Below are 21,702 nucleotides of genomic sequence, written 5' to 3' on the forward strand. Positions count from 1 at the left end.
GGACACCACTTCGACACATTCAAGCCACACGGCATCGCGTCGAAATGTAGTGTCACGGGTGCGCAATCCGCCCGTAAACAGATAAGTGAAATTGTGCGTGTGCACATCCTAGGCCGGTCAAGGGTGGTCATCACATCCATTGAGCGGCGCTGTCCGGCGGTGCTCCACTGGGCTGCACTTCACCCAGGAGAGAGTTGGTGTTCACATGACCGCGCCCCCTCCGGCTCCCACAGCGGTCTCCGGATCGGATCGGGCCGACCGGCCCCTCACCGGGCTCAAGCAGAACAGCATCGGTGCCGCCGGCATCGTGTTCTTCATCATCGCCGCCGCCGCGCCGCTCACCGTGGTGATCGCCCTGTTCCCCGTCATCGTGAACGCCGGGAACGGCATCGGCATCGCGGGGGCCTTTCTGGCCGTGGCGCTGGTGCTGCTGCTGTTCTCGGTCGGCTATGTCGCCATGAGCCGGCATGTCACCAACGCCGGCGCCTTCTACTCGTACGTCACCCTGGGCCTCGGCCGGCCTCTCGGCCTCGGCTCGGCGTCCCTCGCGATCTTCGGCTACAACGCGATCCAGCTCGGGCTCTACGGCGGTATCGGCTATTACGCACACGAGTTGGTCCTCGATGAACTGCACATCGATCTGCCCTGGTGGGCCTTCGCCTTCGTGGCCCTGGCCGCCTGTCTGGCCCTCGGCCTCAACCGCGTCCACGCGGGGGCGGTCTTCCTGGGCGTACTGCTGACCCTGGAAACCGCGGTCATCGGGGTGCTCGATGTCGCCATCCTCGTCAATTCCGCCACCCCCGTCAGCGGCTTCTCCTTCCAGCCGTTCGCACCGTCGACCGTCTTCGCCGGCTCGGTGGGTGTGGCCCTGATGTTCGCGCACGCCTCGTTCATCGGCTTCGAGGGCAGCGCGATCTACGGCGAGGAGGCGCGCGATCCGAAGCGCACGGTCCCCCGGGCCACCTACATCGCGGTCGTCTTCATGGGTGCCTTCTACGCGATCACCGCCTGGCTCATGGTCAACTCCCTCGGCGTGGACAACGCGGTCCACGTGGCGAACAAGGAGTCCGGCGACCTGGTCTTCGCCGTCAGTGGCTCCGTCCTCGGCGGCTGGGCGACCCTGGCTTTCCGCGTCCTGATCATCAGCAGCATGTTCGCGGCGATCGTCACCTTCCACAACAACGTCGCCCGCTATCTCTTCTCCCTCGGCCGTCAGGGAGCCCTGCCGACGGCACTCGGCCGGTGCCACCCGACGAAGAACTCACCGTCCACGGCCTGTGTCGTCCAGACCGTGATGGTCGGCCTGGTGGTCGCTCTCTTCGCCGTCTTCGGGCTCGACCCCTACACGGCCCTATTCACCTGGATGACCGGCATCGGTGCCATGTCCATCATCCTGCTCCAGTTCATCGCCAGCGTCGCGGTCTTCGTCTTCTTCCGCCGCAGCACTCTCGACAAGCGCGTCTGGAACACGATCACCGCGCCACTGCTCGGCATCGCGGGCCTGCTGCCGATCCTTTACTACGCCCTGGACGGGGTGGACGTGCTGCTCGGTACGGACGGCTGGCTCGCCGTGCTCCTCGTCGGACTCATGGTCCTGTCGCTGCTCGGCGGGACGCTGTGGGGGCTCGGGGCCAGACGGTGGAAACCGGCGATGTACGCGCGGCTGATGACCGAGGTCGGTGACCGGGGCTGATCCACGGCCGGTACCGCCTCCGTCAGGCATCGCATCACCCCGCGATGTGCACCGCGCACAAATCCACCGCCGAACTCACGTTCTCCCGCCCATGGAGTCCCCACCCGATTCGGCGTTGGATTCAGCCAAGCTCCTGAATCACCTCCGGACCCTGTCCCGTCCGGCCAGCCCACGAGAGTGAGACGCTTCGATGACTTCGGCCGCCCCCTTCGACGCCGACCGGCAGCCCGACTCACCAACCGTCCCCACCTTGCCGGTATCCGTCCTCGAGCGGGTACTGGAGGAGCATTACGGCCTCACCGTCACAGGGCATGAGCGGCTCGGCGGGGAGATAGACCAGAACTTCAAGGTCGTGGACGATTCCGGGCACCCGCGCTTCGTCCGGGTGACCCGCACCGGACCCGACTCGGCCGAACTCCGCTGGCAGAACTCCCTGCTGCTGCACCTGGCCAGGACGGCCCCCGAGCTCCCGGTGCCGCAACTCGTGCCGACGACATCGGGCGCGCTCCAGTCCGGCGTCGAATACGAGGGACAGGCATACGCGGTCCGGGTGATGACCTGGATGCCCGGCCTCGTGATGGCGGACATCGGCCACCACCCGACCGGCCTGCTGCGAGAACTCGGCGTGATGGCCGGCCGGCTGAGCCTGGGCCTGTCCGGCATGGATGAGCCGGACAGCCTGGCCGAGCACGACTGGGACATGCGCCGCGCGTCCGAAGTGATCGACGACGCGCTGCCTTCCGTGAACGACCGGAACGACGCCGCCGACGTCCGGCGGATCATGTCCTGGTACGACGGCATCAGGCCCGCGCTGGCCACACTGCCGCACAGCGTGGTCCATCAGGACCTCAACGACGCCAACGTACTCGCCGACACCGATGAGACCGGCACGCTGCGCATCAGCGGCATCGTCGACGTCGGGGACGCCATGTTCAGCGTCCGGGCCACCGAGCTGGCGGTCGCGGCCGGATACGCGATGGTCCGCAAGGACGATCCGCTCGCCGCCGCCACCGAGGTGGTGGCCGGCTTCCAGTCGGTACTGCCGCTCACCGCCGAGGAACTGGCGGTGGTGTATCCGCTGGCCGCCGCTCGGCTGTGCATGAACGCGGTCACCTGGAACCGGCGGATCGCGGAGTCGGGATCCGCCTACGGGCGGACACGCATGCGGCACACCTGGCCGACCATCCGCAAGCTCGCGCGGATTCCACCCGAACTGGCCGAAGCGGCCTTCCGCGCGGCCTGCTCCCTGCCGACGGCCGAGGCGTCGCCCGCCGCCGAAGCCCTCGGGACCGCCCTCGCCGGGCTCTTCGCCGACGCCGTGCACATCGACGCACGCCCGGCCGCCGATCTCTACGACGAACTCGACTGGGACGACCGTGCCGCCGTCCGGGACGCCGTCGACACCCGCCGGGGCCACCGGCCCGGTGTCCTGGGCCACCTCGAACCCTCGTTGTTGTGGGCGGAACAGCGCGCTCATGGCCGTAACGAGCCCGCCACCATACGTCTGGGCACGACCGTTCTGCTCACCGCGGGCACCGAGGTCCGCTCCCCCGGCCACGGCGTCGTCGAATCCGCCCCCACGGACGAACGGCCGCTCGTGCTGCGCCACGACGGCGACGACTCCGCGCTGTTCACCGTCTGGTGGCACCTCGACAGCCCCCACCTCCCCGGCGAGACCGTCAAGGCCGGAGAGGCGGTCGGCACCGTGCGCGACGGCGACGTCGAGCCGGGCCTGGGGTCCGGCGTACAGATCCAGACGCTCTCCTCGGCACACCTCGCCGCCTTCCCGCCGCCGCGCCGCGTCGCCCCGTCCCAGCGGGCCGCCTGGCGCCGGCTGACATCGGACCCGACACCAGGGCTCGGCCGGGTGCCGGAACCGGATCGGGAGCCGACCGTCGACGACGTGCTCGCCATCCGGTCCCGCCATATCGCCCGCTCCCAGCGCAACTACTACGCACGGCCGATGAACCTCGTCCGCGGACGCGATGTGTGGTTCTACGACGAGGACGGCCTGGGCTACCTCGACTCGCTGAACAACGTCACACACGTCGGTCACGCGGAACCCCGGGTCACCGCGGCGGCGCTGCGCCAGATGCGCAAGCTCAACACCAACAGCCGGTTCGTCTACCCCCAGATCGCCGGCTACGTGGAGAAGCTGACCGCCACCCTGCCCGACCCCCTGGAGGTCGTCTTCCTGGTCTGCTCCGGCAGCGAGGCGAACGACCTCGCCCTGCGCATCGCCCGCCAGGTGACCGGCCGCCGGCATGTGGTCAACATCGACGGCGCCTACCACGGCAACACCGGCGTCGTCACCGGCATCAGCCCCAACCGGTACAAGGGGCCCGGTGGTCAGGGCGCCCCTCCCACCACCCACGAGGTGGCCATCCCGGACCGCTACCGCGGCGCGTACGGCTACGACGACCCGGACGCCGGTGGCAAGTACGCGCGCGACGCGGCCCGGGTGATCGAGCGCGTCGACAGCGACGGACGGCGTCCGGCCGCCTTCATCGCCGAGTCGCTCATGGGATCGGCGGGCAACATCGTCTTCCCCGACGGCTACCTCGCCGGCGCGTTCGCCGCCGCCCGGCGGGCGGGCGCGCTGTGCATATCCGACGAGGTGCAGGTCGGGGTGGGCCGCCTGGGCCCCTGGTGGGGCTTCGAGCTACAGGGAGTCGTCCCGGACATCGTGACGATGGGCAAGCCACTGGGCAACGGCCATCCGCTGGCGGCCGTCGTGACCACCCGTGAGATCGCCGACGCCTTCGACACCGGCATGAAGTACTTCAACACCTTCGGCGGCAACCCGGTGTCCTGCGCCATCGGTGAGGCCGTACTGGACATCGTCGAGCGCGACGGGCTGCGGGCCCACGCCACCGAGGTCGGGGACTACTTCGCGCGGAGCCTGCGGCAGCTCCAGGAGACGCGGCCGCTCATCGGCGACGTCCGCGCCCGGGGGCTGTACCTCGGTGTGGAGCTCGTCCGGGACCGTGCCACCAAAGAGCCGGCGACCGCGGAGGCGTTCCAGGTCACCGAGCTGATGAAGGAACGGGGCGTCGTCGTCTTCCCGAACGGCGTGCATGACAACGTCCTCAAGATCAAACCACCCATGACCTTCCGGCGCGAGCACGTGGACCTCTACGTCGAGGCGCTCGCGGAGGTCCTGTCCCTGCCCGAGCTCTCCAGGTCCGAGCTCCCCATGTCCGAAGTCGCCGCCGGCGGCAGGCCCGGCGCCACGTCCCCGAAGAAGTGAGGATGCCACTCTCATGACCACCCCCGACCTGTCGATGTTCATCGCCGGAAACGCCGTCCCCGCCATCTCCGGCCGGGCCGAGGACGTCCTCAACCCGGCGACGGGCGAGACGATCGCCACCGTCCCCCTGGGCGGCGAGGAGGACGTCGACCGCGCCGTCGCCGCCGCTGACGCCGCCTTCTGGGGCTGGGCGGAGACCCCTCCGGCGGAACGCGCCCGGGCCCTGCTCCGCCTGGCCGACCGGGTGGAGGAGCACGCCGAGGAGATCGCCGCCCTTGAGTCGGCCAACGTCGGCAAGCCCCTGCACATCGCCCGGGAGGAAGTGGACTTCGCGGTCGACAACTTCCGGTTCTTCGCCGGCGCCGCACGCGTTCTGGAGGGCAGGGCGGCCGGCGAGTACTCCCCCACCCACACCAGCTTCATCCGCCGCGATCCCCTGGGCGTCGTGGGCAGCGTGGCTCCCTGGAACTTCCCGCTGGTCATGGCCGCGTGGAAGATCGGCCCCGCACTGATGACGGGCAACACCCTGGTCCTGAAACCGAGCGAACAGACCCCGCTGACCGCCCTCAAGCTCGCCGAGCTCGCGGCCGACCTCCTCCCCAAGGGTGTTCTCAACGTGGTCACCGGGCACGGCGACACCGTGGGCGAGGCCATCACCGGGCACCCCCGCGTACGGATGACCTCGCTGACCGGGGACACCTCCACCGGAAAGCGGGTCGCGGTCGCCGCGAGCGGCAACCTCAAGCGTCTGCATCTCGAGCTCGGCGGCAAGGCACCGGTCCTCGTCTTCGAGGACGCCGACGTCGAACTCGCCGTCCGCAAGATCCGCGAGGGCGGCTACGGCAACTCCGGCCAGGACTGCATGGCGGCCTCCCGCGTCTACGTGGCCGAATCGATCCACGACGACTTCGCCGCCGAGCTGGCGAAGGCGGTCGCGGAGGTCAGGATGGGCGACCCGCGGCTGCCCACCACCGAGATGGGACCGGTGATCTCCCAGGCCCATCGGGACCGGGTCGCGGGCTTCGTCGACCGGGCCCTGGAGGACGGGCATGCCGAGCTGGCGGTCGGCGGCCCCGCCGACGGCCCCGGCTTCTGGTACCGGCCCACGCTGCTCGTCGGCGCGCCACAGCGTTCCGAGATCGTGCAGAAGGAGGTGTTCGGACCGGTCGTCACCACCACGCCCTTCGCCGCCGAGGAGCAGGCGCTCACCTGGGCCAACGACGTCGAGTACGGGCTGGCCGCCTCCGTCTTCACCTCCAGCGTGTCGCGCTCCATGCGGGCGGCCCGGCGGCTTCAGTTCGGCACGGTGTGGATCAACGAACACCTGCCCATCGTCTCCGAGATGCCGCACGGCGGCTTCAAGCAGTCCGGGCACGGCAACGACATGTCGATGTACTCGCTGGAGGAATACACCGAGATCAAACATGTGATGGTCAACCTCGTGGAGGGCTGACGGCCACCGGCCGCGCCGACCGTATCCGCTCCCCGTCCCTCTCATCCAAGGAATCCGATGGCACAGCCCACCCCCGACGGCCCCGCTCTGGTCGTCAACATGTTCCGAATGCGCCCCGGCATCCCGCCGGACCGGTTCGCGGAGTTCTCGGCCACCGTCGACCAGCCCCTGTGCCTGGCCCACTCGGACATCGTCACGCGTTTCGACGCCTTCCGGGTCGCGGGCCCGGCCGGGGAGGCGGTCGGCGCCGACATCGTCGAAGTGATGGAGGTCAACGACTGGAACGCCTGGGTGCGGGTCCGCGACCACCATCCGTCGCTCCGCCCGGTGATGTCCGGATTCGACGAGCTCGTCGACCCGGCGTCCGTCCGCTCCTCGTTCGTCGTCCCGATCCTGAGGGGGCAGTAACCATGCCGCAGTCCTACGACGCCATCGTCATCGGAGCCGGTCACAACGGGCTGATCTCCGCCAACTACCTCGCCCGGGCGGGCAAGCGGGTGCTCGTCCTCGAAGCCCGTGACGTCGTCGGCGGTGCGTGCACGACCGAACGGCTGATCCCGGGATCCGAGTCCCGATGGTCCTCCTGCGCGTTCATCGCCGGCCTGCTCCGCCCCGAGATCATCGATGACCTCGAACTGGAACGCCACGGCCTCGATATGTACCAGACCGAGGCCATGGAGGTCGTCATCTTCGAGGACGGCAGCCACATGTTCATGTGGAAGGACATCGACCGCACGCTCAAGGAGCTGGAGAAGTTCTCCAAGGCCGACGCCAGGTCGTTCCTCGACTTCGGCCTGCGCGTCAAGCAGTTCGCCTCGATCATCACCCCGTTCCTCATGCGTCCGCCGACAAGCCGTTCCGAGGTGCTGCGGGCCTTCGAGGAGGCCGGCGCCGAGGACCTGTTCGACGAGTTCGTGCTGTCCTCCACCAAGGACCTGCTCGACCGCTACTTCGAATCCGAACACATCAAGGGCCTGTTCACCTTCTTCGGCATGATCTCGGTCTGGGGCGGACCGTCGACCCCGGGCACCGGATATGTCTACGGCCACCATTCCGTCGGCGAGTTCAAGGGACATCTGGGCCAGTGGGGCCTGGTCAAGGGCGGCATGGGCGGCATCACCCAGGCCATGACCCGCGCGGCCGAGGCCCACGGCACCGAGGTACGGCTCAGCGCCCCGGTCGAGGAGGTGCTGGTCTCCGGCGGGCGGGCCCGCGGGGTACGGCTGGTCTCGGGTGAGGAGATCCTCGCGCCCGTCGTCCTGTCCAACGCCGACCCCGCCCGCTCCATGCTGAAGCTCCTGCCCAAGGGCACCCTCAAGCCCGCGCTGGAGAAGGCCGTCGGCGCCTACGACAACCGGGGCTCGATGGCTCGGATCCACCTGCTCATCGACGAACTCCCCGAGTATGTGGGCTTCCCGGGCGGCAAGGGCCCGCAGCACGAGGCGCAGCAGATCATGGGTGCCTCGGTGGAGAACTTCGAGCTGGCGTGGGAGGCACAGCGGCGAGGTGTCCTCCCCGGGGAATACGTCATCGAGGCCATGATCCAGTCGACGACGGACCCCGGCCTGGCACCTGAGGGCCTGCACACCATGACGCTCGGCGTGCAGCAGCTGCCCTTCGAGCTGTCCGGCACCACCTGGGACAAGGCCAGGGACGAGTTCGCGGACGCGGTGCTGGAGAACCTGTACCGCTACGCGCCCAACCTGCGCGGACACATTCTGGACCGGGTCGTGATCACCCCACTGGACCTCGAACGCGACTACGGTCTGACCGGCGGCAACATCTTCCACGGCGCGATGTTCCTGGAGCAGCTCTTCGGCAGCCGCCCCACGCCGGAGCTCGCGGACTACCGCACACCCGTGAAGGGCTACTACCTGTGCGGCTCCGGAACCCATCCGGGCGGCGGCGTCATGGGGGCGAACGGCCACAACGCCGCGAAGGTCGTGCTCGACGACCTCGCGGGCCGTACGCCGGGCGGGGCGGCACCCGCCCGTACCACCTCGCACCGCTCGGTGCCGGATGTCCTCATGGGCACGAAGCTCGGGCGTGAGGTCGGCTACCGGGCCGCGCGGCAGCCCGCGCTGCGCAAGGTGGTCAGGCTCTTCACCCGCAGTGGCAACTGACCCCGTGGCACGACACCCGGACAAGTTCTCCCTCCCCCGAAAGGAATCGTTCGTGACGATGTCCGACCCGCGTCGCGGTGCGCAATGGGTGGATCGACGCCCGGCACGCGGAAGTGGCGCCGTTGTCGCAGCCGCCAGGTCTCACTCCACCGATGCCGCGCTGAGGATGCTGGAGGCAGGGGGAAACGCCGTGGACGCGGCCGTGGCCTGCGGCCTGGTCGCCGGTGTCGTCGAACCCACCGAAACGACCCTGGGCGGGAGCGGGTTCATGCTCGTCCACGACCCGGTACGGAGCCGGGACTGGTCGATCGAGTTCCCGGCACGGGCGCCCCGGGGCGCCAGGCCGGACATGTTCACCCTCGCCGGACGCCAGGAAGGGACCCGCCTCGTCGCGCTGTCCGCGGTCGTCGACGACGCCAACGTGGAAGGCCCCCTCGCCTGTGGCGTACCGGCCACGATGGCGGGGCTGCTGGCCGCCCACGAAGAGCTCGGGCGGCTGCCCCGCACCCAGGTCTTCGCACCGGCCATCGAACTGGCCCACAACGGGTTCGTCGTCGACAGCTACCACGCCCTCCAGACCCTGGCCGCCCTCCCGGAACTGCGCGCCCACCCCGACGCCGCGCGCATCTTCCTCACCGAACAGGGTCTGCCCCCGGTGCCCGCCTACCACGGCCAGGCGTCACTGGGTACCGGTCCCCTGCTACGGCAACAGGATCTCGGCTCGACACTGGAGCGCATCGCCGACCAGGGCCGGGCCGGGCTGTACGAAGGCCCCGTGGCCAGAGCCATCGGCGGCGCCTTCGCGGATCTGGGCGGAGTCCTGACCGAGCAGGACCTCGCCTCGTACCGCCCGGTCATCGGGGCGCCCCTGCGGTTGCGCTATCGCGACTGGGAGGTGCTGGCACCGGCCTCACCGTGCGGCGCGTGGACCGAGTTGCAGATCCTCGCCCTCCTCGGACACTTCGACCTCGGCCATGCCGGCACGGACCGCTTGCACCTGATCGCCCAGGCCTCTCGCCGCGCGTTCGCCGACCGGTACCACTGGCTGGCCGATCCGGATTTCGTGCGCGTTCCCCTCCGGACGTTGCTGAGCGAGTCCTACACCGGGGCCCTCGCGGACCGCGTCCGCGCGGACGAGATGGCTCCCTGGACGGCCCCGGGCGGGGCTCCGCCGTGGGAGGAATTCGCCGGCCGCGCGGTGCACCATCCCTGGCCGCGGCCCGGCGAAGCGCCGTCTTATACCGTCGCGTCCGGCGGCGGCACATTGAACTTGGATCATGGAACAACCCACTTCTCGGTCATCGACGCCGATGGGATGACGGTTTCCTGCACTCACACGGCGGCCAACGCCTTCGGCAACAAGATCGTCCCACCGGGTACCGGGCTGCTGTTCGACTCGGCGATGGCGTGGTTCAACGCCTCTCCTGGTGCCGCGAACTCCATCGCCCCGGGCAAACGCCCGCTGGCCAACATGGGCCCGCTCATCGCTCGCCGCGTCGATGGTGAACGGACCATCGCCCTGGGCGCGCCCGGCGGCAGGAGGATCATCAGCGCGGTCACCCAGGTGCTGTCCAACGTCGTCGACCGGGGCTTGGAGATACAGGAAGCGATCAGCGCACCCCGCATCGACGCCAGCGGTACCGCGGTACTGGTCTCCGAGCGCGTCGACGACGCCGAGCACGAGGCGCTCTCACTCCGGGGCTACACCACGGTGACCGTATCCGAGGAGCACGAGCCCTTCTCCTACGAACTCGCGCGTCCGGTCGCCTGCGCCGCGGACCGGCACCAACGCACCGCCGCGGCGGATCCGTTCACGATCGCGAGCACCGCGGCGCTGTAGTCCACCGCGGGCCCCCGGCAGCGGTACGTCCGGGGGAAGGCAGCGCACACGGTGCGGCCGGATTCCACTCACCCAAGCTCGACGCCCGGAGAGAACAATGCCAAACGCACAAGCACACGACGGCACACCGTTGAAACGCATCGCCTTCGCGAGCATGGTCGGCACGGTGATCGAGTGGTATGACTTCTTCCTCTTCGTGCTGTGCTCCTCGATCGTCTTTCCGCACATATTCTTCCCGCAGGGTGATCCCGCCAGCGCGACAATCGAGTCGTTCGCCGTTTTCGGCGTGGCATATGTGGCTCGCCCCGTGGGCGCGGCGGTGTTCGGGCACTACGGTGACAAGCTGGGCCGGAAGACCAGCCTGACCGCGACCCTCGTACTCATGGGCGGCGCGACACTGGGAATCGCCGCCCTGCCCACCTACGACTCCATCGGCCTCGCAGCACCCATCATCCTCACCTTCCTCCGCCTGTGTCAGGGTTTTGGACTCGGCGGGGAGTGGGGCGGGGCGGCGTTGCTGGCCGTCGAACACGCGCCCCCGGGGAAACGCGGCCTCTATGGATTGTTTCCCCAGCTGGGCAACCCGATCGGATTCTTCCTCTCCAACGCGGTTCTGCAACTGACTCTGCTCGCCGTGGGGCGCGATGGCTTCGAACGAGGTGGTTGGCGGGTGGCCTTCCTCATCGGTGGCGCCTTCATCTTCATCGGGCTCTACGTTCGGCTGAGGACCGTGGACTCCCCGGTCTTCACCGCCTCCAAGGCCCGCGGCGGAGGCCACGGCTCCTTCCCTCTCGGAGCGCTGTTGCGCAACCACTGGAAGGTCCTGGTGTCGAGCATCGTGATGCAAGCACCGTTCGCCGTCGGCTCCTACGGGCTGAACTCGTACTTCGGCACCTATCTCACGGATACGCTCGGCAAGCCCGCTTCCTGGGTGTTGACCGCCGGTATGGTGGGCTCGCTGTTGAGCATCCCCACGTACATCGCCTTCAGCGTGCTGTCCGACAAGATCGGGCGGAAACCCGTGTACGCCATCGGCGGTTTCGGCTGGCTCATCCTGGCCTTGCCGTTCTACTGGCTCATCTCAACCGGGTCGCTGATCGGTGTCGTCGTCGCGGTGACGCTCGGCTGGAGCATCTGCCACGCGGCCAGTTTCGCGGTGCAGTCCAGCTACCTCGCCGAGCTCTTCCCCACCGAAGTGCGCTACAGCGGTGCCTCGATGAGTTACCAGATGTCCTCGGTCATATTCGGTGCCCCGGCGGGAGCCATCGCCGCTTCCCTGTACGCGGATACCGGATCGATCTACAGCGTGTCGATCTACGTCATCATCGGCTGCGCGATCGGCTTGATCGCCCTCACCCGGGTCCGGGAGACGTTCCACACGTCCCTGGACGGCTCCCCGGAACTCGCTCGGGCATCCACCGCACCGCGGGCAACCCTTTAGCGCAAGCCTCGACGCGCCCGGTGGCCCAGGAGGAGCGGATGGCCCGCAGGATCCAGGTTGAGACGGGTCACGGTCACCGGGTGGCCATCCCCTGCGTCGCGCCGGCCCAGGCGGCGAGGGCGGTGGCCCGCTCGGCGCGCCGGGCGTCCGGCTCGGTGTCGCGAGTGGCCCAGGCGATATGCCCGTCGGGGCGGACAAGCACCTCGGTGACCCCGTCCAGTTCCGGATGGCCGTCGTACCGGGCGACGGTGACGGCGGTGACCCGCGAACCCCACCCGGCATCGACGGTCGGCCCCGAGCCGGCGTCACCGGCGAGGTCGAGGAGGACGAAGTGGCCCCGGGAGAACAGCTCGTACGCCCGTGTCGCCGCCGACGAGGCCTCGATGAGTCCGATGTCGGGCATCCGCCGGCCCGCCAACGGGTCGGCGGCGTGGGCGTCGCCGTCCGAGTAGCTGGTGGCGAGTGCGGAAACCTGGCCGGCGATCCGGCGATTGACCTCCGGAATGCCCAGCAGTTCGTCCAGCATGCCGCGCAGGGCGGCGGTGGGGCGGTGGTACTGGGGGACGAGCGTCAACTCCGCGAGCAGGGTCTGCACCTCGGTGTTCTCGGTGACGGCTCGCCCGACCGGCCGGCGCTCGGCGTCGTAGCCGTCCAGCAGACCGGGTGGCGCCCAGCCGTTGATCTCGGCGGCCAGCTTCCACCCCAGGTTCATGGCGTCCTGGAGACCAGTGTTCAGCCCCTGGCCGGCCGCGGGGAAATGGATGTGGGCGGCATCGCCCGCCAGGAGAACGCGGCCGCGCCGGTAGCTGTCCGCGAGGCGGGTGGCGTTGCCGAAGCGCGACAGCCACCGCGACTCGGCGACCCCGAGGTCGGAGCCGCAGATCCGGGTCAGCGACGTACGGAATTCCTCCAAGGACACGGGCACGCTGCTCGGGGTACGCATCCGCTCCGGATCCAGATACACCAAGCGGGTCAGTCCACCGTCCAAGGGCGCCACCAGCACGCCGCGCGCCCGCGCCCGGTCGAGCGCGGCCGGATCGGCATCGACCACCGCGAAGTCCCCGAGTACCCCGGTCAAGGTCTCGTCCGCACCCGGGAAGGCGATACCGGCGGCCTCGCGCACCCCGCTGCGACCGCCGTCGCACCCGACGACATACCGCGCGTACAGGGTCTCGGCGCGGCCGCCCGGCCCGCGGACCTGCACCTCGACGCCGTCCGCGTCCTGGCGGAGACCGGTGCTCTCATAGCCGCGGGTGATCTCCACCCCCAGCTCCAACGCCCGTTCCTGGAGCAGGAATTCGGTACGCGCCTGGGGCAGGAACAGGGTGTAGCCGTGCCGGCTGTCGAGCGCGGCGAAGTCGAGCCGGGTGTCCAGGCCCGCGAAGTGCCAGCCCGGCACCGTACGGCCGAGTGCGAGGAACCGGGGCGCGAGACCGCGCAGGTCCATCAGTTCCACACTGCGCGGATGCAGGGTCAGCGCACGGGAGTCTCGCTGCGGCTCGGTGCGCCGCTCGACGATCCGCGTGCGGACACCCGCCAGCGCCAGCTCGCAGGCGAGCATCAGGCCGGTCGGTCCGGCACCGACGACGATCACATCGGCATGCATGGATAGGGCCTCCATTTAGTGAACAACGTTCACGAGAACGCTGTTCACTATAGTTGGGCCCATGAGTTCCACGTCAAGTCCCGGCCGGGGCAGGCCCGCCCGGCTCGACCGGTCCAGCACCGTCGACACCGCCCTGCGCCTGCTGGACTCCCTCGGCCTCGACGACCTGACCATGCGCCGCCTGGCCGACTCCCTGGGTGTGCGGGTCGGAGCGCTGTACCGCCACTTCGCCACCAAGCAGGACCTGCTGACCGCGATGGCCGAACGGATGCTGGCCGACATCCCCATGCCCCGTGAGAACAGCGACTGGGACGAGCGCCTCGCCGACCTGGCCCGAGCGATGCGCACGGCCCTGCTCACCCACCCCGACGGCGCTCGTGTATTCGCCGGTACGCACTCGACGGGGCCGCACACCCTGCGCTTCTCCGAAGCCGTGACCGGCGTGCTGCGCGAGGCGGGCTTCGCCGATGAGGACGCGGCTCGCGCCCTGATGGCGGTGGCCAACTTCACGGTCGGCCACACCCTGGAGGAACAGGCCGCCCTCCGCACCGGCGACGAGGCGGACGCCGACCCCGAACGCCTGCGTCAGGCCGTGGAGTCCGGGCCGTTCCCGCACCTCGTCGCCGCCTTGCCCACCCTCACCGGCACCGACTTCACGGCCCACTTCGAATTCGGTCTGCGCCTGCTCATCCAGGGCCTACGGGCGCTCAACCGAGTCAGCCGAGGCTGACGAGCGTCTTTCCAGCCGTTCGGCCGGCGATCATCTCCGTCAGCGCATGCGGAGCCGACTCCAGACCCGCGAAAACCGTCTCGCGATAATCCAGCTCACCGCTGCGAAGCCACCCGGTCATCCGGCGTCGCATCCGCCCCATGAGACGCAGATTGCCGCTCCCGCGGAACCCACGGAGGGTCAGGTCCTTGGACACCGCGAGGAAGAGGTTCCGCGGCCCGGCCGGGCCCGACTCGTACTCCGAGATCGAGCCGCACATCGCCACGCGCCCGCCCCTCCTCAGGTGCGACAGGGCGGCCTCGAGGTGGGTCCCCCCGACGGAGTCGAAATAGACGTCGATTCCGTCGGGGGCGATGGCGCCCAGCCTCGCCTCGATGTTCCCCGTCCGGTAGTTGAAGGCGTCGGCGCCCAAGCGGTCGCGCAGCCAGTCGACCTTCTCGTCGGTGCCCGCGCTGGCCACCACCCGGTTGCCCATGAGCCGTGCGATCTGCACGGCCAGGCTGCCCACCGCCCCCGCGGCAGCCGAGACCCAGACCGTTTCGCCACCTCGTAGCGCGTCAACGACGTGCAGCCCGGCGTAGGCCGTCAGACCCATACCGCCCAGCGGGCCGAGATACCACCGCGGCTCGCATTCATCGACGTCCAGGCGGGTCAGGGTGCCGAGTCCGCTGAGCTGCTCGGCGCCCGCGGCCACGACGGCGTACTCGCGCCAGCCCTGGGCGTGCCACACCACGTCACCAGGGGCGAAGCCCTCGGCCCGGGACTCCACCACCTCCCCCACCGTCATGATGCCGTCCATGGCGCGGCCGAGAGCGAAGGCGGCGAAATAGCCGGAGGGCGCGTCGGGACGTAGCCGCAGCCGGAGGCCGGGGTCCACCGATGTCCATGTGTTGCGTACGAGCACCTGCCCCGGCCCGGGCCGGGGCACAGGGACCTCGACCACCTCGAAGTCGTCCGGGCTGACGCCGCCGACCGGGTATGCCCTGACCCGGATCTCCCGTCCAGTCCGTATCGCCATATTGAACTAATATCAGTTTGATTTGACCGGGCGCAATGGTCAAGCGCGACTGTGCGGCATACGGCGTCGTACAGCGGTGGCGATTCTTACGGCGGCCTCCCGCCCCTCGGCGACCGCGTGCGCCACACGTCGCGGAACCACGGCGTCGCCAATCGTCAGCACCAGGGGGACGGCGCAGTCCAGGGCGGTGCGCGGGCGGCGCTCCCCCACCACGACGACCCGGTCCGCGGGCACGGTGGTGGTCCCTCCGGAGGCGCGGTGCGCGACGGTGACGCCCTCGGGGCCGATGCCGGTCGCGGTGCACAGCGGCAGAATGTCCAGTTCGCAGGCGCCCGACAGACGTTCCAGCAACTGGACGCGGCTCTCGGGCGGGATCGCCCCGGCGAAGGCCGTTCCCGGCGTGACGAATGTGATGCGGGGAACCCCCGCGGCCACGGCCAGTTCCACGGCGTCGCACCCCGGCCACCAGCCGAACCCGTCGTCGGCCACGAGCACATGGGCGGCACCGGCCAGCGAGGGAACTCCCCGCGCCAGCGCGGCCGACGAGGCCATGGCCCCGGTCTCCCGCAGCGGCAGCAGCGGCGATGTCTCCTCCGCGCCCGTGGCCAGCACCACGGCGTCGAATCCGTCGCGTCCTTCACGTCCTTCGAGTTCGGCGCCCGGCTCCACGGTCCGCCCCAGACGTACGTCGACACCCGCCGCGTACAGCCCCCGTTCGTAGAAGCCGAGCAGCGCGGCCCAACCGGTGCGGTGGGGCGCCAGAGCCGCCGTGGCAAGCTGTCCGCCCAGCCGATCGGCGGCCTCGTAGAGGACGACATCCGCCACCCCGGCGTGGGCGAGACTCAGCGCGCACTCCAGGCCCGCGGGTCCCGCCCCCACGACCGCGACGCGCTGCCCGGTGGCGCGTGCCGGATCCCACGCGCGCACCAGCGGTGCGGCGGGCCGACGCGGTTCGCCGGGCGGTGCGAGGTCCGGGTTGACCACGCACAGCAGCGCCGGATCGAACGTCCGGCAGTCCTCGTTGCAGGCCACGCAGGGCCGGACCTCCGCCGCACGGCCGGTGAGCACCTTGTGCGGCAGGTCCGGATCGGCGATGAGTGCGCGCGCCATTCCCACCAGGTCGGCCCCGGCCGCCAGGGCGGCGCCGATCGCGGCCGAGGTGCGGAAGGCGTGGGACGCCACGAGCGGCCGGGTGACAAGTGGCCGCAGACGTGCCAGATCGTCCAGGACCGGGGGGCGTTCGGTGGCCATGTCACGGACGTACGTGGTCCGCACCCCGACGGTGACGTTGACGTAGTCGACCAGCGGATCCACGGCCGGCAGCAGCGCGGCCAGCTCGTCCGGCGTCAGCGCCACGTCCTCCGAGGCGTCGACGCTGAAACGGATGCCCAGCAGCGCGTCCGCCGACAGCCCGCGAACCGCGTCGATCACCCGCGCCAGCACCTCCAGCCCGTCACCGCGCGGGTTCGTGCGCGGCGAGAGGAACTGCTCCAGCAGATAGGCGTGCGCGGCGTGCAATTCGATGCCGTCGAACCCCGCTTCCAGAGCGTGGGCGGACGATACGCGGAACGCCTCCACCACCTCGTCGATCTCGCCGCCGAGCAGCGCACGCGGCGCCGTCGGCTCACGGGGAGAGCGCACCGCCGCGGGAGCGACCGGCGCGTAGTACGACTGGGCTCCGAGCGTCTCCCGGCCGAGGTGAACGAGCTGGCAGACGGCGACCGCGCCTTCGGCGTGCATGGCCTCCACCCGCCGTCGCAGCGGCTGGACCGCCTCCGGACGATGGAGCTGAAGGATGTTCCCCTGCCGCGGCGCGGACTCCGGCGCCACCGTCGTACCGCCGCAGACCAGCAGCGCCGCACCACCGGCCGCCAGACGGCCCCAGTACTCGGCGTCACCGCCAACCGGCAGCCCGTCCCGTACGAAACCGCTGGCGTGGGCCGTGGCGACCAGCCGGTTCCGCAGCGTCGACGAACCGATGACCAGCGGCGCGGCGGCCGCCGGAAGATGTGACGCGGCCATGGGCCCTCCGGCATCGTTCGTGATCGTGACTACGCCGGGGTGACGGCGCCCCCGCCCGCGACGGGACCGGCGAGGCGTCCGCGGATGACGTCCGACAGCCGTTCCGCGGCGGCGATGGTCGGCAGGTTCGTGTTGGCCCGCGGCACCTCCGGGAACACGGAGGCGTCGGCGACCCAGAGCCCGTCGACGCCGAGGACGCGTCCGGACGGATCGACCACCGCACGGGGGTCGTCGGGGGCGCCCATGCGGCAGGTTCCGCAGATGTGGCCGGTGTCGCCGATGGTCTCCATCAGCCAGCGGTCGACCGTCGCGTCGTCGGACAGCGTGTCGAGGCCCCGGCCGGCGATGTCGATGGCGATGTGCTCGAAGGCGGTGTCGAACGGTCCGCTGCGCAGCAACTCCACGCACTGTCTGACGCCGTCACGCATCCGGACGAGGTCCGAGGGGTGGCTCAGCAGATCCTGGTCCATCACCGGATGCGCGTCGGGATCCGCGGAGGCCAGGCGCAGCACGCCGCGCGAGAACTGCTGGTTCGCCCACAGACAGAGCAGGCCGGGACCGCCCGCGGTGTGGCCGCCGCCCGCACCGCCCCAGGTTCCGCCGGTGCCGTCCGCGACGAGATGCGAGTCGCCGGGGTCCGGCAGGGCGAGCGTCTGGTTGATCGAGGCGATCATCATGTCGTTCTCACCCGCTCCCTCGAGTCCGGAGGAGTAGCGCAGACAGCAGTTGGTCTGCCGGGCATCGACGTCGGGATGGAGCCCGGGCCGGGCGTACAGCCAGAACAGCGCCAGAGGATGTTCCTGCATCCCCTCACCGACCGGGAGCGCCGCCACCGGGCCGTCCGGCCCGATGCCGGACCGCAACAGGATCGCCGGAGAGTGCACCGCCCCGGCGCACAGGACGACGTGCTGGGCGCGGACTTCGGTCCAGTCGTTCCCCCTGCGTAGCCGCACTCCGACGGCCCTGCCGCCCTCGACGAGCACCGTGTCCACCGTCGCACCGCCGAACACCCGCAGGTTGGGGCGGTGTCGGGCCGGCTCGAGGTAACCGTCGTTGGTCGTGACCCGCGCACCGTCGCGGGAGCTGATGGCGTACGGCGAGACGCCGGTCCCCGTCGGCCCGTTGTGGTCGTCGCACCAGGCATGGCCACGTCCCAGCGCGGCCTCGGCGAGCGCGTGGTCGGCAGGGCCCCAGTCCTCGCGGCCGAGCCGCTGCACCGGTATGGGTCCGTGATCGCCGTGGTGAGGGCGGTCGCCGAAGTCCGCGTCGCTCTCCATGCGTCGCAGGTACGGCAGCATGTCCGCGTACGACCAGCCGGGACAGCCGTACGCCGCCCACCGGTCGTAGTCGTCCGGCATGGCCCGGAAGGCGATCATGCCGTTGACCGAAGACGAACCGCCGAGGCCCCGTCCGCGCACATGCGGCCGCGGCGCCTGGGCGCGGCTGCGCCGTGACATAAGGCCTGGCCACTGGAACTCCGCGCAGGCAGTCTCGTCCAACGCCCGCCAGCCGTTCATGCTGCGCAACTGCGGTGGAGCGTCGGCGGACCGCCAGTCGCGCCCGGCCTCCAGCAGCACGACCTCGCTGGCCGGATCCTCGCTCAGACGCGCCGCCAGCACGCTCCCGGCGCTGCCGCCACCGACGACCACCCAGTCGGCTTCCACTGTCGGCGTCATGGTGCCCCCACCCCCATCCACAGGCTGGACATCGTCGCCTCGTCGAGCGAGGCGACGGCCCCGTCGTCCCACGGCGACCCGGGCGCCGGGTCGCGCGCGAAAGACGGGTATTGAACTAACTTCAATTCTGCGGGGAGCGTACTGCCTCGAACGGAACAGCGGCAAGGCTCATGACGGACATCGCCATGACACGTGTGACCGCCGCGCGACGCGCGAAGAACGACGGCCGTTTCGACCCGGGCCGCTGACCGCGCACCGGAAACCCGAGGGGCCCGGCCGCGCATCACGCGGCCGGACCCCGGTGCCCCGGTGCGCGCGGTCAGCGCAGACGCACGGGAACCGAGGCGGGCAGGTCCTCGGCACTGGAGCCCACGTGGAGGGTGAACTCACCCGGTTCGTACGCCCACGTGCCCTCGTCCCAGTGCGCGAACGCGCGGGCCGGGACGGTGACGTTCACGGTCTCCGTGGCGCCCGGGGCGAGGCGGACCGCCTCGTGGCCGACCAGCCATCGCGCCGGACGGTCGACCGCCGTGTGCGCGCGGGACGCATAGACCTGGACGATGTGCTTGCCCGTACGGCCGCCGGTGTTCGTCACCTCGGCGCGGACCTTCACCGCACCGCCGGAGCCGAACTCGGGGGTGGCGGTGGCCCGGTCCACGGTCCAGGTGGTGTAGCCGAGTCCGTACCCGAAGGGATAGGCGGGGGCGGTGCCGGATCGCAGCCACGCCCGGTAGCCCACGTGCACCCCTTCGTCGTACCGGACCTCCCCGTCCACCGGCGTCACATCGAGCACGGGTACGTCGCTCTGCCGCGCCGGCCAGGTGGTGGGCAGCCGGCCGCCGGGCTCGCGCGCCCCGGTGAGCACGTCGGCGAGCGCGTTGCCGTACTCCTGGCCGCCGAACCAGGTCAGCAGGACGGCGGCGACGTCCTCGCGCCACGGCAACTCGACCGGTGAGCCGGAGTTGACGGCCACCACCGTGCGGCGGTTGGCCCGCGCGACGGCGGATACGAGTGCGTCCTGGCGGCCGGGCAGGGCGAGCGAGGTCCGGTCGAAGCCCTCCGATTCGACGCTGCTGTTGGTGCCGACGACGACCACCGCCACGTCGGCCCGCGCCGCGGCGGCGGCCGCCCGCTCGATCAGCCCGTCCGGGTCGGAATCCTCCGCTTCCGTGCCGAGCGTGTACGCGAGGGCTCCGGCGAGGCCGGTGTCCTTCGGGATCTCGTACTCGACGCGGATCTCCACCGCTTGGCCCTCGGCCACCGGGACGGCCCCGGACGTGGTCGGCGGGTGCAGGAACGCGGCGCCGAGTTGTTCGTTGGCGAGCGGGACATCGGCGTCCAGGACGAGTTCTCCGTCGGCCCAGATGCGCGAGACGCCCGGGGCGGCGACACCGAGGCGCAGCGTCTCGGTGCGGGGGGAGGTGTAGCGGGTGGTGATTTCCAGGGTGTCGGAACGGTCGACCGGGGCGTCTCCGCCGAACCAGACGAGCCGGGTGGCGCGGCGGTCCTCGGTGAAGAGTTCGCGCCCTTCGCCCAGGAACCGTACGTGCGCCCCCGGTTCACCGGTGGCGGGGTTGGTGAGGGCTTCCAGCGGCAGTTCGGCGACGCCTTCCTGGACGACGGCGCCGAGCGCGTACTCGACCTCGGCTTCGGGGAAGGCGGCGATGATGCCGTCGAGGGGGCTGACGACCTTCTCCGGCACGACGGTGGCACTGCCGCCGCCCTGCGTACGGGCGCGGTCCGCGTTGTGCCCGATGACGGCGATCCGGGTCACCGCACCGGGGTCGAGCGGCAGCACCCCGGTGTTGCGCACCAGCACCATGCCCTCCGCCGCCGCCTCGCGTGCGAACGCGGTGCCGGAGCCGGGCGTCGCCGCCGGCTCTACCGCCCTGGTGCCCTCCAGTGCGCCGACGCGCGCGGCGAGGGTGAGGATGCGCAGCACCTTGCGGTCGATGTCCGCCTCGTCGACGGCGCCGGATTCGACGGCGGCGAGCAGGGCGTCGCCCCAGACTCCGCGGGGCCCTGGCATCTCCAGATCCTGGGCGGCCCTGGCGGCGTTCACGGAGCGGACGGCCGTCCAGTCGCTGATCACCACGCCGTCGAAGCCCCACTCCGAGTTCAGCGGGGTCTGGAGAAGGTCGTTCTCGGTCGCGGTCACTCCGTTGACGGCGTTGTAGGCACTCATCACGGCCCAGGCACGGGCCTCGGTCACGGCCTTCTCGAACGGCAGCAGGTACACCTCGCGCAGCGTGCGCTCGGAGACCTCCGTGGAGGCGGTGAAGCGGTCGGTCTCGAAGTCGTTGGCGATGTAGTGCTTCGGCGTCGCGGCCACGCCATTGTCCTGGATGCCTCGTACGTAGGCGGCGGCGAGGCGGCCGGTCAGCAGCGGGTCCTCGCTGAACGCCTCGAAGTGCCGCCCGCCCAGCGGGGAGCGGTGGAGGTTGATGGTGGGGCCGAGCACCACGTCGACGCCCTTGCGACGGGCTTCCTGGGCGATGACCGCGCCGTAGCGGTAGGCGAGGGCGTCGTCCCAGGAGGCGGACAGGGCGGTCGCGCTGGGCAGGTTCAGGGAGGGCTCGCGTTCGTCCCAGACCGGTCCGCGTACGCCGGAGGGGCCGTCGGACATGAGGATGCTCCGCAGCCCGATCTTCTCCAGGGGCCATGTCGACCAGAAGTCGCGCCCCGTGAGCAGCCTGACCTTCTCGGCGAGGGTCAGGCGATCCAGGAGTTCTCGCGCATCGGGGGCGGCGGGGTTGGTGGACACGGTGCTGCCTTTCTCGGTGGGGTTTGGGGGGAAGTGGGGTCTTCACCGCGGGCGTGCGCGGCAGACGTACGTCGCCGGGAGGGCGG

13 protein-coding genes are annotated in these 21,702 nt (G+C 70.5%); 8 read left to right on the forward strand and 5 right to left on the reverse strand.

The window, feature by feature from the left end; translation table 11 throughout:
- The first annotated feature begins 205 nt into the window (after positions 1-205).
- The 7 genes from ACJX2R_RS10480 to ACJX2R_RS10510 all read left to right on the forward strand — a co-directional run bounded on the left by ACJX2R_RS10480 (position 206) and on the right by ACJX2R_RS10510 (position 11,800).
- Complete coding sequence (locus ACJX2R_RS10480) at positions 206-1,693, forward strand: APC family permease (RefSeq protein WP_413099841.1); 1,488 nt, start codon at positions 206-208, stop codon at positions 1,691-1,693.
- A gap of 190 nt (positions 1,694-1,883) precedes the next feature.
- Positions 1,884-4,943: an aminotransferase class III-fold pyridoxal phosphate-dependent enzyme gene (locus tag ACJX2R_RS10485; RefSeq protein WP_413099842.1), complete on the forward strand. Its 3,060-nt coding sequence runs from the start codon at positions 1,884-1,886 to the stop codon at positions 4,941-4,943.
- Positions 4,944-4,956: 13 nt separating this feature from the next.
- Complete coding sequence (locus ACJX2R_RS10490) at positions 4,957-6,396, forward strand: gamma-aminobutyraldehyde dehydrogenase (protein WP_413099843.1); 1,440 nt, start codon at positions 4,957-4,959, stop codon at positions 6,394-6,396.
- Between the two features lie 57 nt (positions 6,397-6,453).
- Positions 6,454-6,804: a hypothetical protein gene (locus tag ACJX2R_RS10495; RefSeq protein WP_413099844.1), complete on the forward strand. Its 351-nt coding sequence runs from the start codon at positions 6,454-6,456 to the stop codon at positions 6,802-6,804.
- Between the two features lie 2 nt (positions 6,805-6,806).
- A complete protein-coding gene (locus tag ACJX2R_RS10500; RefSeq protein WP_413099845.1) occupies positions 6,807-8,519 on the forward strand; it encodes a phytoene desaturase family protein in 1,713 nt (570 codons plus the stop codon).
- A 166-nt stretch (positions 8,520-8,685) separates the two neighbouring features.
- A complete protein-coding gene (locus ACJX2R_RS10505) occupies positions 8,686-10,359 on the forward strand; it encodes a gamma-glutamyltransferase family protein (protein WP_413099846.1) in 1,674 nt (557 codons plus the stop codon).
- 97 nt (positions 10,360-10,456) lie between these two features.
- The gene (locus tag ACJX2R_RS10510; RefSeq protein ID WP_413099847.1) at positions 10,457-11,800 is read left to right on the forward strand and encodes an MFS transporter; all 1,344 of its coding nucleotides are present in this window, start codon (positions 10,457-10,459) and stop codon (positions 11,798-11,800) included.
- Between the two features lie 73 nt (positions 11,801-11,873).
- On the opposite strand, the gene ACJX2R_RS10515 is transcribed toward ACJX2R_RS10510, so the two are convergent.
- A complete protein-coding gene (locus tag ACJX2R_RS10515) occupies positions 11,874-13,406 on the reverse strand; it encodes a monooxygenase (RefSeq protein WP_413099848.1) in 1,533 nt (510 codons plus the stop codon).
- 61 nt (positions 13,407-13,467) lie between these two features.
- Here ACJX2R_RS10515 and ACJX2R_RS10520 point away from each other — a divergent pair, with 61 nt between their 5' ends.
- The gene (locus ACJX2R_RS10520; protein ID WP_413099849.1) at positions 13,468-14,136 is read left to right on the forward strand and encodes a TetR/AcrR family transcriptional regulator; all 669 of its coding nucleotides are present in this window, start codon (positions 13,468-13,470) and stop codon (positions 14,134-14,136) included.
- Here the strand turns inward: ACJX2R_RS10520 and ACJX2R_RS10525 are convergent.
- The 4 genes from ACJX2R_RS10525 to ACJX2R_RS10540 form a co-directional block, all read right to left on the reverse strand.
- On the reverse strand, positions 14,123-15,154 hold the full coding sequence (locus tag ACJX2R_RS10525) for an NADP-dependent oxidoreductase (protein ID WP_413099850.1): 1,032 nt from the start codon (positions 15,152-15,154) through the stop codon (positions 14,123-14,125). The two genes, ACJX2R_RS10520 and ACJX2R_RS10525, sit on opposite strands and share 14 nt — an antisense overlap.
- Before the next feature lie 39 nt (positions 15,155-15,193).
- A complete protein-coding gene (locus ACJX2R_RS10530; protein ID WP_413099851.1) occupies positions 15,194-17,176 on the reverse strand; it encodes an FAD-dependent oxidoreductase in 1,983 nt (660 codons plus the stop codon).
- A gap of 29 nt (positions 17,177-17,205) precedes the next feature.
- Positions 17,206-18,852, reverse strand: a complete 1,647-nt coding sequence (locus tag ACJX2R_RS10535; protein ID WP_413099852.1) for a GMC family oxidoreductase — start codon at positions 18,850-18,852, stop codon at positions 17,206-17,208.
- Positions 18,853-19,171: 319 nt separating this feature from the next.
- A complete protein-coding gene (locus tag ACJX2R_RS10540; protein ID WP_413099853.1) occupies positions 19,172-21,616 on the reverse strand; it encodes a beta-glucosidase in 2,445 nt (814 codons plus the stop codon).
- Positions 21,617-21,702 lie beyond the last annotated feature (86 nt).

Source organism: Streptomyces sp. Inha503 (genome assembly GCF_047215865.1).
GTDB lineage: Bacteria > Actinomycetota > Actinomycetes > Streptomycetales > Streptomycetaceae > Streptomyces > Streptomyces lycopersici.

Excerpts from the sequence above, each read along its gene's own strand:
- ACJX2R_RS10500 (WP_413099845.1), top strand. The coding sequence starts at position 6,807 with ATGCCGCAGTCCTACGACGCCATCGTCATCGGAGCCGGTCACAACGGG.
- ACJX2R_RS10480 (WP_413099841.1), top strand. The coding sequence starts at position 206 with ATGACCGCGCCCCCTCCGGCTCCCACAGCGGTCTCCGGATCGGATCGG.
- ACJX2R_RS10515 (WP_413099848.1), bottom strand. The coding sequence starts at position 13,406 with ATGCATGCCGATGTGATCGTCGTCGGTGCCGGACCGACCGGCCTGATG.
- ACJX2R_RS10505 (WP_413099846.1), top strand. The coding sequence starts at position 8,686 with ATGCTGGAGGCAGGGGGAAACGCCGTGGACGCGGCCGTGGCCTGCGGC.
- ACJX2R_RS10525 (WP_413099850.1), bottom strand. The coding sequence starts at position 15,154 with ATGGCGATACGGACTGGACGGGAGATCCGGGTCAGGGCATACCCGGTC.
- ACJX2R_RS10535 (WP_413099852.1), bottom strand. The coding sequence starts at position 18,852 with ATGACGCCGACAGTGGAAGCCGACTGGGTGGTCGTCGGTGGCGGCAGC.
- ACJX2R_RS10495 (WP_413099844.1), top strand. The coding sequence starts at position 6,454 with ATGGCACAGCCCACCCCCGACGGCCCCGCTCTGGTCGTCAACATGTTC.
- ACJX2R_RS10490 (WP_413099843.1), top strand. The coding sequence starts at position 4,957 with ATGACCACCCCCGACCTGTCGATGTTCATCGCCGGAAACGCCGTCCCC.
- ACJX2R_RS10510 (WP_413099847.1), top strand. The coding sequence starts at position 10,457 with ATGCCAAACGCACAAGCACACGACGGCACACCGTTGAAACGCATCGCC.
- ACJX2R_RS10530 (WP_413099851.1), bottom strand. The coding sequence starts at position 17,176 with ATGGCCGCGTCACATCTTCCGGCGGCCGCCGCGCCGCTGGTCATCGGT.
- ACJX2R_RS10485 (WP_413099842.1), top strand. The coding sequence starts at position 1,884 with ATGACTTCGGCCGCCCCCTTCGACGCCGACCGGCAGCCCGACTCACCA.
- ACJX2R_RS10520 (WP_413099849.1), top strand. The coding sequence starts at position 13,468 with ATGAGTTCCACGTCAAGTCCCGGCCGGGGCAGGCCCGCCCGGCTCGAC.